Annotated in this window: 11 protein-coding genes and 1 pseudogene; 9 read left to right on the forward strand and 3 right to left on the reverse strand. The window is 68.3% G+C overall.

Annotated elements, in window-relative coordinates:
* The first annotated feature begins 74 nt into the window (after nucleotides 1-74).
* Complete coding sequence (locus M3I56_RS06565; RefSeq protein WP_254353069.1) at nucleotides 75-872, forward strand: sulfite exporter TauE/SafE family protein; 798 nt, start codon at nucleotides 75-77, stop codon at nucleotides 870-872.
* A 12-nt stretch (nucleotides 873-884) separates the two neighbouring features.
* Here M3I56_RS06565 and M3I56_RS06570 read toward each other — a convergent pair whose 3' ends face one another.
* Both M3I56_RS06570 and M3I56_RS06575 read right to left on the reverse strand, forming a co-directional pair.
* On the reverse strand, nucleotides 885-2,210 hold the full coding sequence (locus M3I56_RS06570; RefSeq protein WP_254353233.1) for an MFS transporter: 1,326 nt from the start codon (nucleotides 2,208-2,210) through the stop codon (nucleotides 885-887).
* A 305-nt stretch (nucleotides 2,211-2,515) separates the two neighbouring features.
* Nucleotides 2,516-3,925, reverse strand: a complete 1,410-nt coding sequence (locus M3I56_RS06575) for a diguanylate cyclase domain-containing protein (protein WP_254353070.1) — start codon at nucleotides 3,923-3,925, stop codon at nucleotides 2,516-2,518.
* A 267-nt stretch (nucleotides 3,926-4,192) separates the two neighbouring features.
* Here M3I56_RS06575 and M3I56_RS41540 point away from each other — a divergent pair, with 267 nt between their 5' ends.
* The 4 genes from M3I56_RS41540 to M3I56_RS06595 all read left to right on the forward strand — a co-directional run bounded on the left by M3I56_RS41540 (nucleotide 4,193) and on the right by M3I56_RS06595 (nucleotide 10,214).
* Entirely contained in the window at nucleotides 4,193-6,079 is a 1,887-nt protein-coding gene (locus tag M3I56_RS41540) for an SPFH domain-containing protein (RefSeq protein ID WP_254353071.1), read from the forward strand.
* 129 nt (nucleotides 6,080-6,208) lie between these two features.
* Complete coding sequence (hflC, locus tag M3I56_RS06585) at nucleotides 6,209-7,192, forward strand: protease modulator HflC (RefSeq protein WP_254353072.1); 984 nt, start codon at nucleotides 6,209-6,211, stop codon at nucleotides 7,190-7,192.
* On the forward strand, nucleotides 7,189-8,223 hold the full coding sequence (gene hflK / locus M3I56_RS06590) for a protease modulator HflK (protein WP_254353073.1): 1,035 nt from the start codon (nucleotides 7,189-7,191) through the stop codon (nucleotides 8,221-8,223). The genes hflC and hflK overlap by 4 nt, the downstream gene beginning before the upstream one ends.
* Complete coding sequence (locus M3I56_RS06595; protein ID WP_254353074.1) at nucleotides 8,220-10,214, forward strand: cation-translocating P-type ATPase; 1,995 nt, start codon at nucleotides 8,220-8,222, stop codon at nucleotides 10,212-10,214. Before hflK ends, M3I56_RS06595 begins: the two co-directional genes overlap by 4 nt.
* Before the next feature lie 16 nt (nucleotides 10,215-10,230).
* Here M3I56_RS06595 and M3I56_RS06600 read toward each other — a convergent pair whose 3' ends face one another.
* Nucleotides 10,231-11,139 (reverse strand): LysR family transcriptional regulator, encoded by a 909-nt coding sequence (locus M3I56_RS06600; protein ID WP_254353075.1) that lies wholly within the window; start codon nucleotides 11,137-11,139, stop codon nucleotides 10,231-10,233.
* Between the two features lie 106 nt (nucleotides 11,140-11,245).
* On the opposite strand from M3I56_RS06600, the gene mdlC reads away from it, so the two are divergent.
* The 4 genes and pseudogenes from mdlC (at nucleotide 11,246) to M3I56_RS06620 (ending at nucleotide 16,794) form a co-directional block, all read left to right on the forward strand.
* Nucleotides 11,246-12,889, forward strand: coding sequence for a benzoylformate decarboxylase (gene mdlC / locus M3I56_RS06605; protein ID WP_254353076.1), 1,644 nt, complete (start codon nucleotides 11,246-11,248; stop codon nucleotides 12,887-12,889).
* A 49-nt stretch (nucleotides 12,890-12,938) separates the two neighbouring features.
* Nucleotides 12,939-14,389: pseudogene (locus M3I56_RS06610) on the forward strand (aldehyde dehydrogenase).
* 9 nt (nucleotides 14,390-14,398) lie between these two features.
* Entirely contained in the window at nucleotides 14,399-15,322 is a 924-nt protein-coding gene (locus M3I56_RS06615) for a ketopantoate reductase family protein (RefSeq protein WP_254353077.1), read from the forward strand.
* Nucleotides 15,323-15,396: 74 nt separating this feature from the next.
* Complete coding sequence (locus M3I56_RS06620; RefSeq protein ID WP_254353078.1) at nucleotides 15,397-16,794, forward strand: MFS transporter; 1,398 nt, start codon at nucleotides 15,397-15,399, stop codon at nucleotides 16,792-16,794.
* The last annotated feature ends 3 nt before the right edge of the window (nucleotides 16,795-16,797 follow it).

Consider the following 16,797-nt stretch of genomic DNA (forward strand, 5'->3'; position numbering starts at 1 on the left):
GCGTTTCGACGCCCGCGGCCACTTTCACATGAGCGGCGCGAAACGACGCACGCCTATTGCCCTGATTGTCACCGATGTCCGGCCTTTCATTATCCTCGGGCCTTCTCGCGCCCCATCTGCAGTCGCTCGACCTGCTTCAATTGCTCGGCATTGCGGTAGCGCTCTTGCTGGGCGGTATGGTGAAGGGCGTGACCGGCATTGGCGTGCCGCTCGTGGCCATGCCCATCGTCACGCATTTTTTGCCGGTCAAGGAAGCGGTGCTGCTGCTGTCCATGCCGATCATTCTCGGCAATATTCCGCAGGCGCTGGAGGGGGGCGAAATGCTGCCTACCGTGCGCAATATCGCGGCGCCATTGATTGGCACCGTAATCGGCAATGTGATTGGGGTGTCGGTGCTGATCGCGCTGGAGCCGCATCATGCCCAGGCGGCCTCGGGCGTGGCGTTGATCGTGGCGGCGTTGCTTTTGCTCGTCTCGCCGCGTTTCAAACTCGCGCCTGCGCTCGCAAAGCCTGTGGGTTTCGTGCTCGGCTTTGGGGCGGCGCTCATGGAGAGCATCGCCGCCGTGCCGGGGCCGTTGCTCGCCATGTATCTGATCGCCTCGGGCGCCACGGGCCGCGCCTTCACAAAACAGATTGCGATCATTCTCGTCGTTTCGGTCATCACGCTCATCACGGCGTTCAGCCACGGCGCGCAAGCCAATCTCGTCGATCTCGCGATTTCGGCGGCGGCCAGCGTGCCCGCCATCGCGGGCATGCTGCTGATTCGACCGTTGCGCGACAACCTGCATCCGCTCGCGTTTCGCGTGGTCGTGCTCGTGTGCGTGCTGGCCGCAGCCGTACAAATGATCGTCAAATCGCACGTCCTGTTTTGACGATCGCCTCACTCAATGGCTGATCGCTTCGAGCGAGAGCCCGCGCGTCACCGGCCCAAGCAGAATCATCACGATGCCCACGACCATCGAAGCGCCAATGAACACCGCTACGCCAGGCACACCGTAATGATGGAGCAGGATGCCGATGGCGAGCCCCGCGAACGCGGCGGCAATGCGGCTCCACGAATACACGAAGCCGACGGCGCGAGCGCGGATACGCGTAGGGTAAAGCTCGGCCTGATAACCGTGATAGGCGTAGGACATCACGTTCGAAGCGAGCGTGAACAGCACGCCCAGCACGATCAGCACCCACGGCTGCGTGGCTTGCGCGAATAGCGTAATCACGATCGCCATGATGAGGAGGCCGCCGACGATCTGCGTCTTGCGCTCCAGCTTGTCGGCGAACCACACGCCAATCAGCGGTCCGAACGGATTGGCGATGGCAATCACAAAGGCGTACGCAAGACTTTGCGTGATATGGACGCCTCGGGCGATCAGCAGCGTCGGCACCCATGCGGCGAAGCCGTAAAAGCCGATCACCTGCGCCATGTTGAAAATCGACAGAATCACCGTGCGCCGCAAATACGGCGCACGCAATATTTCGCCAAGCGAGCCGCGCCCGGCCTTTTCAAGTGAGATCGCCCCGAGCGGCGGCAAAGCCGTGCCCGTTTCGGCGGCAACGCGCCGCTCGATGTCGGCAACGATGCGTTCCGCTTCGTCCTCACGGCCATTGCGCGCGAGCCAGCGCGGGCTTTCGGGAATACTGCGGCGCAGGAACCACACCACCACCGCGCCCACCGAGCCGATCAGGATCACCACGCGCCAGTAGTCGAGGCCAATAGGATGCGAGTCCTTGAGGATATAGGCGAGAAACGCGACTACGGGCACCACGCTGAACGTGATGAACTGGTTGACCGCATAGGCGCGGCCGCGCTCCCCGCTCGGGATCAGCTCGGAAATGTACGTGTCGATGGTCACGAGCTCGATGCCAATGCCGATGCCGGCAATGAAGCGCCAGATATTGAGCGCCTGGCCGCTTGTCTGAAACGCCATGATCGCCGTGCAGACGATGTACCAGATCAGCGACCACGTGAAGATCATGCGCCGCCCGAACCGGTCAGCGACCTGGCCGAACGCGAGCGCGCCGACCCACAGCCCGGCGAAGGTCGAGAACACGAAAGTGCCGAAGCCGGCCACCTTGAGCGGCCCGAGTGCGGAAAAGAAGCCGAGCGATTCCGGTGTGAAAAGACCCGAATGCACCATGCCGGGCGCGACATAGCCCGTGAAGAAGAGGTCGTAAAACTCGAATACGCCGCCGAGCGACAGCAGGATCACCATCGACCAGACTGTGCGCGACGGCGGCAGCCGGTCGAAGCGGGCGGCAATTTCCGCCGATTTTTCAATGGACATCCCGATTCCTCATTACATTTTGAAAGCGTGTAGGGAGCAAAATGTGCCTGCGTCGATGTCTTTGCATGGGTTGCGCGCGACGTATGCAAATGCCGATACAGGCCATAGCACGCACTTTATTGATGCATTGACATGGAAGCACCTGGTTGAAACCCAAATGCGTTGCGCTTATGGCAATGCCGCGCTTCGCAATGCCGCTTATGCCAACGCAAGCGGCAACGAATCGGCACGCTTTACGCGATGCTCGCACCTGTGTGGCTCACGCGGTTGCGGCCGGCGTGTTTGGCCGCATACAGCGCGGCATCGGCGGCTTCGATCAGCGCATTGGGGGACGACGCAACGATCGCGTCGCGCGTGGCGCAGCCAGCGCTCACCGTGACGAGGCCGCCTGCGGCGGGAGAGGGAATGCCGAGCTGCTCGACGGCGGCGCGTGCGCGTTCGGCGAGCGCCGCGGCTTCGTCCGCTCCGGTATCGGGCAGGACGAGCGCGAATTCTTCGCCGCCATAGCGCGCGACGAAGCCGCCTGGCGCGTGCAGCGTGCTCGTAAGCGTGGCGGCGAGCGCGCCCGCTACGGCGCCGAGGCAGGCGTCGCCGTGCAGATGGCCGAAGGCGTCGTTGTAGTGCTTGAAGTGATCGACATCGAGCATCACGAGCGAGAGCGGTTGGCCGCTGCGCGCGGCGCGCTCGAAGGCTTGGCGAAACTGCTCGTCGAAATAGCTGCGGTTGTAGACCCGCGTGAGCGCATCGCGCGCGGAGGCGCGGATCAGCGTGGCGTGCTCTTCGGCGAGCTGGCGATAGAGCGCCGTCACTTCCCACACGAGCACGCACACGAGCACGCCAGGCGCGAACATGCTGAACACGCGCGCGACATACCAGCCCACCGTGAAGCGCTCGATGCTGAGCGTATTGAGCGCGGCGTCGACGAGCGAGGCGAGCAGCGCCACCACGATCCACAAATCGAGCACGAGGCGCAGCCGTCCCTTGAGCAGCACGAGTGCGATGGCGATCAGGTTGAGCGCGCAAATCACCAAGCCCGCGAGATTGTTCGCGATGGCCGACGTCGGCGAGGAAGCAGCGGCCGGCGCAGCGTTCGCAACGTCGCGAAACGGCGCGGCGAGATCGACGTGCGTGACGAGCACGCCGAGCAGGGCCGCGACTGCCGCCGGGCCTGCGATCAGCAGCCAGCCGCGTGCGTCGAGACGTTCGCGGGCGAACGGCGGGGCGGGCAGGCGCTTTCTCACCAGTTCGGCCACGATGACGAGCGCGGGAAAGCCCGCGTGCCAGAACACCCACATCCATGCCGCGCTATGCGGGAGCGCGCCGAGCAGCCCCGTGCGCGCGAACACGCCAGGAAACATCAATAGCTGCAGCGCAACGGTAATGGCCGTGAACGCGTAGGCGCCGCCCAGCGCGGCGAGCATGGCCACGCGCGTAGCCGCGAAACGCGCGCCCAGCAGGAATGCCGCGATGCTCGACGTGGTGAACACCGTGAGCGCGCACATCGGCATGAACGGGGCGATGCCGGGCAAAGTGTCGCGCGCATGCGGCGCCGCGAGCGCGAGCGTGAGGAGGATCGCAAACGCGCATACGCTGGCGAAGAGCGCCTGCCTGCGTGTTGCCGGTCCAATCAGCAAGCCGTCCATACGATGACTATTGGGTTGATGCGCAGCTCGAGAATGGTGATGGTGGCGTGACAGCGTGAGGGGCCGCTCGCGTCCGGAAAGCAGACTAAATTGACTGAGGGTATTGTGCTCCGAATCGGCTAAATAGTGGGGCACGGATGCACGAGCCCAGTTATATTGAGTTTCGGTTTTGAGCGCGCTACATTGGGCGCGCGAATTTCAGCATCGCGCGATCGCTGGTCGCCACGCGCGGGCCTGTTTCATGTAATTTGTATGTAAGGATTGCTGATGATGCATCGCGTATCGCGCGACCACCGCGAAGGCTATGGCTGGCTCGGTGGTCGTGCGGGCCAGACGAGGCTTGGCTGGTCCGCGTTGGGCCTGGCTTGCGTGTTCGGCGCGCTCGCCTTCGCTTCTGCTCTGCCATTCGATGCGCGCCTATGCGCCGTGATGTCGAGCGCGTGCCTCAATCTCTTCATCGTCGTCTTCGGCGCGCGGCTGTTGGCGGCGCGCGCGCCAGCCGGCGAACCGGTCTCGAAGACTTCGCTGCGCCTTTTGCGCCTCGCGTTCCAGCGCAATTCGGAGGCCGCCGACATACGCGGCCTGCTGCGGTCGCTTCCGTGGCAAGGGTGGATCGCGCCGATCGCCGCACTCGTTTCGCTCGCGTTCGCCATCTCTGCGTGGACGTCTCCCGCCTTGGCGCCAACGGTTTCGCAACGTGCATCCGCGCCTTTTCTCGTCGCGGGAGCCGCTGCGCTCGTCATCGCGTTTGCCGCGCTCGTGGCCGAGCGCTTCCATGCGCAGCGCGCCGCGCAGTCGCGCGAATCCGCCGCGCTCGCGGGCCTGTTGCGCGTGGTGCTCGTCGCTGCGTTGAGTATGGCGGCATCGGTGGCGGCGCTGGCTTATGCGGGCGAGGCGCTCACGTGGCTCGTGCGTATCGTCGCCCTGCTTTCTGGCGCGATTGCCGTCGAACTCGGTCTGCGTGCGCTGCACGCCGCGTTGGCAATGCCCGACGAGGGCCGCTTCCTGCATAGCAGCATCGCGGGCGTGCTGAGCGTGCAGGCACGTCCGGTCGCCGCACTCAATGCCCAATTGCGTATGCGCTATGGCATCGATCTGCGGCAGAACTGGGCGCTCCAGAGCTTCGTTCGCCTCCTGCCAGGCGCGCTGGTGGCCATGGTGGCGGCGGGCTGGCTACTCGGCGGCGTGACTATTCTCGGCCCCGATCAGCGCGCCGTGTACGAGCGCTTCGGCGCACCGGTCGCCGTGTGGCAGCCGGGCCTCCATGTGGGCCTGCCCTGGCCCTTCGGCCGCATGCGCGTGATCGACAACGGCGCGGTCCATCAACTGATCGTCTCGGGCAGCGCGAACGACAGCAGCCGCGCCGCGCCCGCCGTTGCCGCGGATGGCGACGCGCCCGCGCAATTGAATCGCCTCTGGGACGTGGCGCATCCCTGGGAGACAACTCAGGTGATCGCGGGCACGAGCGGCGCCCAGCAGGCGTTCCAGATCGTGAGCGCGGACGTGCGGCTCGATTATCGAGTCGGCCTTACGGACGCGGCGGCGCGCGCCTCGCTCTATCGAGCGGTCGACATGGCCGACACGGTGCGCTCGATCGCGAACCGCGAGGTCGTGCGTTACCTCGCGTCGCGTACGCTGCCGTCGCTGCTCGACACGCCGCAAACGGCCATGGCCGGTGCGTTGCGCGGCGCCGTGCAGCACGAGCTGGACCGGCTCGCGAGTGGCATCGAGGTCGTGGCCGTGGTGATCGAGAGTGTGCATCCGCCCGCGGGCGCGGCCGCCGCGTATCACGGGGTGCAGGCCGCGCAGATTCGCGCGCAGGCCAGTGTGGTGCAGGCGCACGGCTTTGCGGCGGCGGCGCTCGGGCAAGCGCAGCAGCAGGCGATCAAGACCGTCGCGCTGGGCAGCGCGAACGCGGCGGATACGCTTGCCGCCGCGCGCGCCCAGCAGATCGGCTTCGACGCCGATGTGATCGCGCAGCAGCTCGGCGGCCCGGCGTTCGGCTTCGAGTATTACCTGCATAGCCTGCAGAAAGGACTGAAAAACGCGAGTGTGACCGTGATCGACGACCGGCTCGCGAGTGGCAGCCGCGCGACGATCGACCTGCGCACGTTGAGCCCGGCCACGGCGGCAGGCATGAAGAAGGCGTGGTAACCCGTTACCCCATAGACAGAGCAAGGTGATTCGAACGTGAGCCTTTTGCATACGCACGGCGATGCGCATTCTCATCATCATCATGACCACGGCGCAGGCGGCTCCGGTGGCTCAGCTGGATTGGCGCCCGTGAATCCTCGGCGTTTTGCGTTGCGCGTGGCGTTCGCGCTGTTCTGCGTGATCGTCGCGCTCATCGTGGCGAGCGTCGTGCAGGTGCGCGAGGGCGAGGCCACCGTCGTCACGCGCTTTGGCGACCCCGTGCGCGTGCTGCTGCGGCCCGGTCTCGCGTGGCGCCTGCCCGCGCCCATCGAGGCCGCGGTGCCGGTGGACCTGCGCCTGCACACGACCTCGAGCGGCCTGCAGGACGTCGGCACGCGCGATGGTTTGCGCATCATCGTGCAGGCGTATGTGGCATGGCGCGTGCCCGCCAACGCGAATGACATTGGCCGCTTCGTGCGCGCGGTGCGCAACGAACCCGACGAAGCCGCGCGCCAGATTCGCTCACTGGTCGGCTCGGCCTTGCAGACCACGTCGGCCGGCTTCGATCTCGCGTCGCTCGTGAACACCGATCCGTCGCAGGTCCGCATCGGCGCATTCGAAGAGGCGCTGCGCCGCCAGGTCGATGCGCAGGTGTATGCGGCCTATGGCGTGCACGTCGTGCAGGTGGGTCTCGAGCGTCTCACGCTGCCCGCCGTGACGCTGGCCGCGACAGTCGATCGCATGCGCGCCGAGCGCGAGACCGTGGCCGCGCAGCGCACGGCCGAAGGCCTGCGCGAAGCGGCGCAGATCCGCTCGGATGCCGATCGCGACGCGCGCGTGCTGATCGCCGACGCCAACGTGAAAGCCGCCGATATCGAGGCGCAATCGCGCAAGGATGCAGCGGCGATCTACGGCAAGAGCTACGCCGCCGATCCGCAGCTCTACACGATGCTGCGCTCGCTCGACACGCTCGGGACGGTCGTCAACAGCAACACGAACCTGATCCTGCGCACCGACGCCGCCCCGTTCCGCGCGCTGGTGCAGGGACCGCCCGGGCTCGGTGCGGCCACGGCGCCGTCGGGTGCAGTCGTTGCGCCCGCAACCACTGCGCACGCACGCGGGCGCACGCCATGAGCGCGAGCGACAATTTTCCGGCGCTCGGACCCGCCGCACAGGCGGTGCGTCTGTCATTCTGGTTCGTGGCGGCGCTGGCGGTGCTGGCCGCGCTCGCGTGGGCCACGTCGAACGTGCGCCGCATTCCCGCCGACAGCAGCGCCGTCGTGATGCGCTTTGGCGCCTACGTGCGCAGCCAGGGCGCGGGGCTGCTCGTCGCGTTGCCGCGGCCGTTCGAAACGGTGCTGCTCGTGCCGGGCAGCGAGCGTGTGCTCGAGAGGCGCATCGTCGCGCTCACGCGCGATCCCGCGGCGCCCGCGCAATTGAGCGATGCCAGCGACGCGCTCGCGGGTTCCGGCTACGTGCTCACGGGCGACAACGGCGTCGTGCAGGTGAGCGCGACGCTGTTCTACCGCGTGAGCGACCCTTACGCGTATGCGTTGCAGCTCGAGCATCTCGACGCCGCGCTCGAGCGCATCGTTTCGGCCGCGGTCGCGCAAACCGCCGCGCAACGCGACCTCGATTCAATCCTCGTCGCGCGCCCGGAGATGGTGGCCGCCGATCAGCAGATGGCCGCGCGCCGCGAACAATTGCGTGGCGATCTCGCGCGCGCGGTCCAGCGTCAACTCGACGCGCTGACGGCCGCGCACGCGGGGCTCGGCATCGAGGTCTCGCGCATGGATCTGCAAGCGTCGTTTCCGGCCTCGGCTGTCGATGCGTTCAACGCGGTGCTGACTTCGCTGCAGAACGCCGAACGCGATGTCGCGCAGGCGCGCACGCTCGCCGAAAAGACGCGGCAGCACGCGCAGCAAAGCGCCGACCGCATCGTGCAGGACGCGCAAGCCAGCGCGGCGGAGCGCGTGGCGACGGCGCAGTCGGAAACCTCGACGATCGCACAGCTCGAAGCGGCGCTCGGCGCGAACCGCGATCCGGGGCTGCTCGCGCGCGCGTATCGCGACCGCGTGCAGGCGGTGCTCGCGCACGCCGCGCGCGTGACGACGCTCGATCCCAACGACGCATCGAGCCTCGTGCTACCGGGGCGCGCGCCATGACCACGCCATACGACACGCCGGCGAGTCATCGCGCACCCGGCGCCGCACAGGAAGCCAGATCGGCGCCCGCACCCGATCGTGCGCGCGAAGGTCACGGAGGTCACGACGGTCACGCAGCGCAATCCGTCGCCACGCTCGTCATGTCGGACGCCGAGCGCCGCGCCATCACGCGCCACACGTTGCTCGCGCTGTTCGCGGGCGCGATGCTGCTGCTCTCGCTCGCGTGGCCGCATCTGGCGAGCGGCGACGCCACGCTCGCGCAAGTGCTGGCGGCGGTCGCCTCGCTCGTGGTCGCGCCGCCCGTGTTCGCGGGCGCGTGGCGCAGCCTCAGAACACCGAGCCTGCACGGCGTGACCGACCGCCTCATCGCGCTCGCCATGCTGGGCGCGTGGGCCGTGGGCGACATGACGACGGCCGCGCTGTTGCCCATCGTGATGACGTTCGGCCACGCGCTCGAAGAGCGCAGCGTGCTCGGCTCGCAGGAGGCGATCCGGGCGCTAGGCCGCCTCACTGCCGGCGATGTGCGGCGCGTGAGCGCTGCGGGCGCGATCGAGACCGTGCCCTATGACGCGCTGCGTCCCGGCGACGTCGTCGATGTGCTGCCCGGCTCGCGCGTGCCCGCGGACGGCATCGTGCGGCACGGCCGCTCGGCCATCGACAACGGGCCGATCACGGGCGAATCGTTGCCGCAGGACGCGGGCGAGGGCGCGCGCGTCTTCGGCGGCGCGATGAATCTGGACGGCCCGCTGCGCGTGGAGATCACGCACGTCGGCAAGGCCTCGACGCTGGGCAAGGTTGTCGAGCTGATGCAGCGTGCGGAGGCTGCGAAGCCGCCCATCACGCAGGCGCTCGAACGCTATATGGACGCGTACCTCGCGCTCGTGCTGCTGATCGCGGCGATCGTGTGGTTCGTGAGCGCGAACGCTTCGGCCATGCTGGCGGTGATCGTCGCCGCCTGCCCATGCGCGCTCGTGCTGGCGGCGCCTTCCACCGCGATCGCCGGGATTGCGGCGGGCGCGCGGCGCGGGATCTTGTTCAGGAATGCGGCCTTTATCGACGCGCTGGCCGAAATCGATACGCTCGTGATCGACAAGACGGGCACGCTCACGCACGGCGAGTTGCGCGTGACGACGGTGGTGCTGCAGCCGGGCGCGGACGAAGCCGGCACGCTGGCGCTGGCCGTGCAGCTCGCCCAGGTCAGCGCGCATCCGGTGTGTCGCGCGCTGTTGCGCTACGGCGCGCCGGGAACGCCGTACGCCGCGCCGCCTCCGCACGCGCGCGAGATGCGCGGACTCGGCGTGCTCGCGACAGTGCCGGAAGGTGAAGCCGTGCTGGGCCGCCATGACCTGCTCGCACAATACGTGAGCGTGTTGCCGCCGATGCCTGCGGAGCTGGACGGCCCATGCGCAGGCATCGCGCTGAATGGCCGTCTGCTCGCATGGTTCGGTTTTGCCGACACGGTGCGCCCGGAAGCCCGCGACGCGTTGGACGGGCTGCGTGCGCTCGGCATCGAGCGTGCGACGCTGCTCACGGGCGACCGCGAGCGTGTGGCGCGCCGCGTGGCCGCCGAAGTGGGCATCGACACCGTAGTGGCGCATGCGCTGCCGCACGACAAGCTCGACTATGTGCTGGGCGAGATCAGTGCGGGGCGCCGCCCGATGGTGGTCGGCGACGGCCTGAACGACGTGCTCGCGATTAAGGCCGGCGCGACTAGCGTGGCGATGGGCGAGCGCGGCATCGATATCGCCGTGGCCGCCGCCGATATCGTGCTGCTCGCCGACGACCTGCGCCGCGTGCCGGACAGCGTGCGCCTCGGGCGGCGCTGCCGGCGCATCGCGACGGCGAATGCGGCGATCGGGCTCGCGTGGACGGTGGCCGTCATCACGCTGGCGGCGCTAGGCGTGCTGAGCGCCGTGGCGAGCGCGGTGCTGCACAACGTGGGCACGTTCGTGGTGATCGCGAACGCGGGGCGTCTCCTGCGCGAGGAGTGACGAACGACGAACTGGGTTAGTGCGGCACCGCCGTCAAGGTGCGCAGCTGCTCCAGCAGCTTCACCGCCGGGCTCGGCAGAATGCCGTGGCGCCGGCGAAACGCGGTGAGCATGCGCCGGCCCTCCACCCCCGGCATGTCCAGCGTATCGAACACGCCCGCCTTGCTTTCCGTGAGGTACATCGTCGATGCCATCCAGCTCAGGAACCCCGAGCGCGCCACGAGACTTTTGAGCGCCGTGATCGAGCGCGTTTGCACCACCACGTTCGGCAGGCCCAGCCCTTGCGCCGCGAAGACCTGCTCCATGTGCTCGAATGGCGCCGTGCCGCGCGGCGGAATCGCCCATTGTTCGTTCAGGGTGTCCGCGAGCGTGAGTTCGGGCTTCGCGCGCAAAGGATGATCGTGCGCCGCCACCACGTAGCTGGAATCCTCCCAGCGGCAATCGCTGATCGCTGCGATTTCGTCGGTGTCGGGCACGGCCATGCTGAGCGCGAGATCGATCTCGCGTTTGACGAGCGCATCCGCGAGCCGGTCCCACACGCCTTCGAGAATTTCGACGCGCAGCCCCGGCCAGCGCCGCAGCACGCCGCTCACGGCGAGCGGCAGCACGAGGCTCGCAATGCTGCCCACCGCGCCCACGCGGATCGTGCCGCGCGCGAGGCCGCGCATGGCGTCGATTTCCTCGCGCGCCTGCTCGGCTTCCCGCTGCAGCAGGATGGCGTGCGGCAGGAGCGCCTCGCCCACGGCGGTGAGGTGCATGCCGCGCGAATGCCGCTCGAATAGCGGCGCGCCCACCTGCTCCTCGAGCCGGCGGATCGCGCGCGAGAGCGCGGGCTGGGTTACGTGCAGCGTTTCCGCCGCGCGCCCGAGACTGCCCGCGGAGACGATGGTCGCGAACGCCTGCAGTTGCTGGAGGTTGTAAGTCATGCCCAAAGGTAATGCCTTTTGGCGAAATCCGCAATTTTCGGTTACCCGTAGCGTCGCGATAATGATCCTCCATTGAACGACGCGCTTTTTCGACAGGAGGCCTTGGATGACTGGCAGCGCGCCTCAGCAGAACCAGCAGAAGCAGGACCCCACGGCGACCCGCGGCGCCTTTACCGTGCGCGACGCGGTCATCGACTTCGCGCGCCGCGTGGGCATGACCTCGGTCTTCGCGAACCCCGGCTCGACCGAGCTGCCCATGTTCCGGGACTTTCCCGCCGACTTCCGCTACGTGCTCGGCCTCCAGGAAGCGGTCGTGGTCGGCATGGCCGACGGCTATGCGCAGGCCACCGGCAACGCGGCGCTCGTGAACCTGCACTCGGCGGCGGGCGTGGGCAACGCCATGGGCAACCTCTTCACGGCGTTTCGCAACCGCACGCCGCTCGTCGTCACGGCGGGCCAGCAGGCGCGCTCGATCTTGCCGTTCGACCCATTTCTCGCGGCCACCCAGGCCACTGAGCTGCCCAAGCCCTATGTGAAGTGGAGCATCGAGCCGGCGCGCGCGCAGGACGTGCCGCTCGCCATCGCGCGCGCTTATGCGATTGCCATGCAGGAGCCGCGCGGTCCGGTGTTCGTGTCGATTCCCGTGGACGACTGGGACCAGCCGGCCGAACGCGTGCCCGAGCGCTCGCTCGCGCATACCACGCGCCCCGAGCCCGCGATGCTGGCGAACATCGGCGCAGCGCTCGACGCGTGCGCGCGCCCGGCCTTCGTGGTGGGCGGCGCGGTGGATCGCGCGGGCGCGGCCGACGAAGTGGTGCGGCTCGCGGAGCGTCATCGTGCGCGCGTATTCGTCGCCCCCATGACGGGCCGTTGCAGCTTTCCGGAAAAGCATCCGCTGTTCGCGGGCTTTCTGCCGGCCATGCGCGAGCGCATCGTCGAGCTGCTCGGCGGGCACGATCTCGTGTTCGCGATCGGCGCGCCGGCTTTCACGTATCACGTGGAGGGCCACGGGCCGCACGTGCCGCCAGGCGCCGCGCTGTGCCAGTTGATCGACGATCCGAACACCGCCGCGTGGACTCCCGAGGGCATGGCCGCCGTGGGCAACGTGAGGCTGGGCGTGCTGGATCTGCTGGAGCGGCCCGCGCCGGCCGTCGAGCGCGCGATGCCCGCGCCGCGCGCCGTGCCGCCGCGCGCCATGCCGCCGACTGAGCCTGGCGAGCGCATGTCGGTCGCCTATGCGCTGCAAACGCTCGCCGAAGTGCGCGACGCGGGCACGACCGTCGTCGAGGAAGCGCCCAGCTCGCGCCCGGTGATGCAGACGTATCTGCCCTACGAGCGCCCCGGCACCTTCCTCACGATGGACAGCGGCGGCTTGGGCTACGGCATGCCCGCCGCCGTGGGCGTGGCGCTCGCCAAGCCCGGCGAGCGCGTGATCGCGCTGATCGGCGACGGCTCCAGCATGTACTCGATCCAGGCGATCTGGAGCGCGGTGCAGCTCGAGCTGCCGATTACCTTCGTCATCCTGAACAACACGCGCTACGCCGCGTTGCAGGACTTCGCGCCGGTGTTCGGTTTCGCGTCGACCGACCCCGTGCAGGGCACCGACCTGCCGGGGCTCGATTTCGTCACGCTAGCCGCGGGCATGGGTTGCCCCGGCGTGCGTGTGAGCGAGGCGGGGCCGTTGCGCGATACGCTTGGCCGCGCGCTGGCCGGGCAGGGCCCGAAGCTGGTCGAGATGCTCGTCGCCTGAACGGTGCGCGCGCAACCCATCGAATTCACGTAAAGCGAGGAAAAAGGACATGCAAACCGTAACGATGCTGATCGACGGCGAAGCGGTGCAGGCACGCAACGGGGCGACGTTCGAGCGCCGCAATCCGCTCGACGGCACGGTGGCGAGCCGCGCGCCCGCGGCTACGGTGGAAGATGCCGTGGCCGCCGTCGATGCCGCCGCCGCCGCATTTCCGGTGTGGTCAGCCATGGGCCCGAGCGAGCGGCGTGCGCTGCTGACCCGGGCCGCGCATGCGCTCGAAGCCAAAGCCGAAGCGTTCGCCGCTGCGATGGCCGCGGAAACCGGCGCGTCGGGCATCTGGGCGGGCTTCAACGTGCATCTCGCGGCGGCGGGCCTGATCGAGGCTGCCGCGCTCACCACGCAGATCGGCGGCGAGCTGATTCCCTCCGACGTGCCCGGCAGCCTCGCCATGGGCGTGCGCCAGCCGGCCGGCGTCGTGCTCGGCCTCGCGCCGTGGAATGCGTCGGTGATCCTCGCGGTGCGCGCCATCGCGCTGCCGCTCGCATGCGGCAATACCGTCGTGCTCAAGGGTTCGGAGATCTGCCCGGCCACGCACGGTCTCATCGTCGCGGCGATGCAGGAGGCGGGCCTGCCGCGCGGCACAGTCAACTTCGTGACGAACGCGCCCGCCGTGCGGCGCACGTGGTCGAAGCCATGATCGCGCACCCGAAGGTGCGCCGCGTGAACTTCACGGGCTCCACGCGCGTGGGCCGCATCATCGCCGAAACCTGTGCGCGCTATCTGAAGCCATCGGTGCTCGAACTGGGCGGCAAGGCGCCGCTCGTCGTGCTCGACGACGCCGATATCGAAGCGGCAGCGCACGCGGCCGCGTTCGGCGCGTTCGCCAATTCCGGGCAGATCTGCATGTCGACGGAGCGCATCATCGTCGACGAGAGCATTGCCGACGCCTTCGTCGCGCGTCTCGGCGAGCGCGCCCGCGCGCTGCCGCTCGGCGATCCGCGCAAGGGTCCGGTCGTGCTCGGCTCGGTGGTGGACATGAGCACCGTGGAGCGCTGCAACGCGCTGATCGACGACGCGCTCGCCAAAGGCGCGACGCTCGTATGCGGCGGCAAGGCCGACAGCACGCTCATGCCCGCCACGCTGCTCGACCACGTCACGCTCGAGATGCGCCTCTACCACGACGAATCGTTCGGCCCCGTGAAGGGCATCGTGCGTGTGCGCGGCGAGGACGCTGCGATTGCCTGCGCGAATGACAACGCGTACGGGCTTTCGTCGGCGGTGTTCAGCCGCGACACGGCGCGCGCGTGGCGCGTCGCGCAGCGCATCGAATCGGGCATCTGCCACATCAACGGGCCGACCGTGCACGATGAAGCGCAGATGCCGTTCGGCGGCGTGAAGGAGAGCGGCTTTGGGCGCTTCGGCGGCAAGGCGGGGATTGCCGAATTCACCGAACTGCGCTGGATCACGCTGCAGACGGCGCCGCGCCACTATCCGTTCTAAGAGCGCGCCATGCATATCGCCATACTCGGCGCGGGCGCGATGGGTTCGCTGTTTGGCGGCCTGCTCGATCTTGCGGGCCATCGCGTCACGCTGCTCGACGTCGATGAAGCTCACTTGAAGGCGATCAACGAAGCCGGTCTGCGGCTTACGACCGATGCGGGCGAGCGCGTCGTCACGAATCTCGAAGCGTTACGGCCGGAGGCGGCGACCACGCCAGTCGATCTGCTGATCGTTTTCACCAAGACGCTGCACACGCAGGCGGCGCTCGGCGCGGCGCACGCCGTGCTCGGGCCGCAAACCGCGTTGCTTTCGCTGCAGAACGGCCTCGGCAACGCCGAGCGTCTCGCGCGGTTCGCTGACCCGGCTCGCGTGATGATAGGCGTGACGACCTGGCCTGCCGACAAGAACGGGCCTGGCCGCGTGAGTTCGCACGGCCAGGGCGTGATTCGCCTGATGAGTGCGGACGGCGCGCATTCGCCGATGCTTGCCCGCGCGGTCCAGGCACTCAACGACGCCGGCCTCGCCTGCACCGTGGACGCCGATGTCTGGGCCGCGATCTGGGAGAAGGTCGCGTTCAACGCGGCGCTCAACAGCCTGTGCGCGGTGACGGGCTGCACCGTCGGCGAACTCACCAACGTGCCGGACGGCGAAGCGCTCGCGCTCAAGATCGTCGCGGAAGTCGCGGCGGTGGCGCACGCGCACGGCGTGGCCGTGAACGAAGCACATGTGGCCGACAACGTGCGGCACGCGCTCACGCATCACCGCGCGCATCGGCCTTCGATGCTTCAGGACGTGCTCGCTCGCCGCAAGACCGAGATCGAGGCCATCAACGGCGCGGTCGTCGAGGTCGCGCGCATGCGTGCTATCGCCGTGCCGAATACGGCGGCGCTGCTGCATCTCGTGCGCCTCGTCGATGCAAAGGAATCCGTATGAACTAGCCAATCAACGTCGCGACAGCATGACAAACGAATGACTGCGCGTTCACAGCGCAGCAAAGGAGACAATTCATGACTTATGCCACGCCCGCCCCCGCTTCGGGAGCGACGCCGCGCGAGAGCGCCGCCATTACCGGCGGTACGGTCGATATCGGCCGCACGCTCGACGAAGGCGCGTATTCCACGCTGCAGAAGATCGCCGTGGTGCTGGCGGCCCTGTCGATCATCGTTGATGGCTTCGACAGCCAGTTGATCGGCTTCGCGATTCCGGTGCTGATCAAGGAGTGGGGCATCACGCGCAATGCGTTCGCACCCGTCGTGGCGGCGGGGCTGGTCGGCATGGGCTTCGGCAGCGCATTCGCCGGCCTGTTCGCGGATCGCTTCGGACGCCGCTGGGCCGTGGTGGGCAGCGTGCTTGTGTTCGGCACCGCGACCTGCGCGATCGGCCTCGCGCCGAACGTGGCGGCCATCGCCGCGCTGCGCTTCATTGCCGGTTTTGGCATTGGCGGCGCGCTGCCGAGTTCGACGACGATGACAGCCGAATTCACGCCCGCGCGCCTTCGCACGTTTGCGGTGACGGCAACCATCGTGTGCGTGCCGCTCGGCGGCATGCTGGCGGGTATTTTCGCGGCGCAAGTGCTGCCGGTGTACGGCTGGCGCGGGCTCTTTTTCGCAGGCGGCGTGCTGCCCCTCGTGCTCGCCCTCGTGCTGCTTGTGGCGCTGCCCGAGTCGCCGCGCTTTCTCGCACGCCGCCCGAAGCGCTGGCCCGAACTCGTGCGCCTGCTGGGCCGCATGGCACGCGAGGTTGCCCCGGACGCGGTGTTCACCGACATGCGCGAGCAAAGCGCCGAAAAGCACGTGGGCTTCACAGCGCTCTTTCGCGACGGCCGCGCGCGCGACACCGTGGCGATCTGGTGGGCGTTCTTCATGTGCCTGCTCGCCGTGTACAGCGCGTTCAGCTGGCTGCCCGCCATGCTGACGAGCGAAGGTCTGAGCGTCTCGCTCGCCGGTTACGGGCTGAGCGCGTACAACCTGGGCGGCGTGATCGGCGCGTTGCTGTGTGCGCTCGCCATTGCGCGCTTCGGCTCGCGCGGGCCGCTCCTGCTGTGCTGCGCGGGCGGCGCGGCGAGCGCCTGGGTGATGCTCGGCGTGGGCGCGACCCAGCACACGGGCTTGCTGATTGCGGGTCTCGGCCTGCACGGCCTGTTCGTCAACGCGGTGCAATCGACCATGTACGCGCTGTGTGCCTACGTCTACCCAACGGGCGTGCGCGCGACGGGCACGGCCTCGGCGCTGGCGTTCGGCCGCGTGGGCGCGATCCTGAGCGCGTTTGCCGGAGCGGTGGTGATTACCGCAGGCGGCGCGGCGGCCTATCTGACGATGCTCGGCGCCGCCATGGCGCTGGTGCTGATCGCGCTGGCCGTGGTTGGCCGTCATATCCCGAAACGCGCGGGACAGCAGCGGATTTGACCC

This window comes from Paraburkholderia sp. CNPSo 3281 (assembly GCF_024206515.1).
Classification (GTDB): Bacteria; Pseudomonadota; Gammaproteobacteria; order Burkholderiales; family Burkholderiaceae; genus Paraburkholderia; species Paraburkholderia nodosa.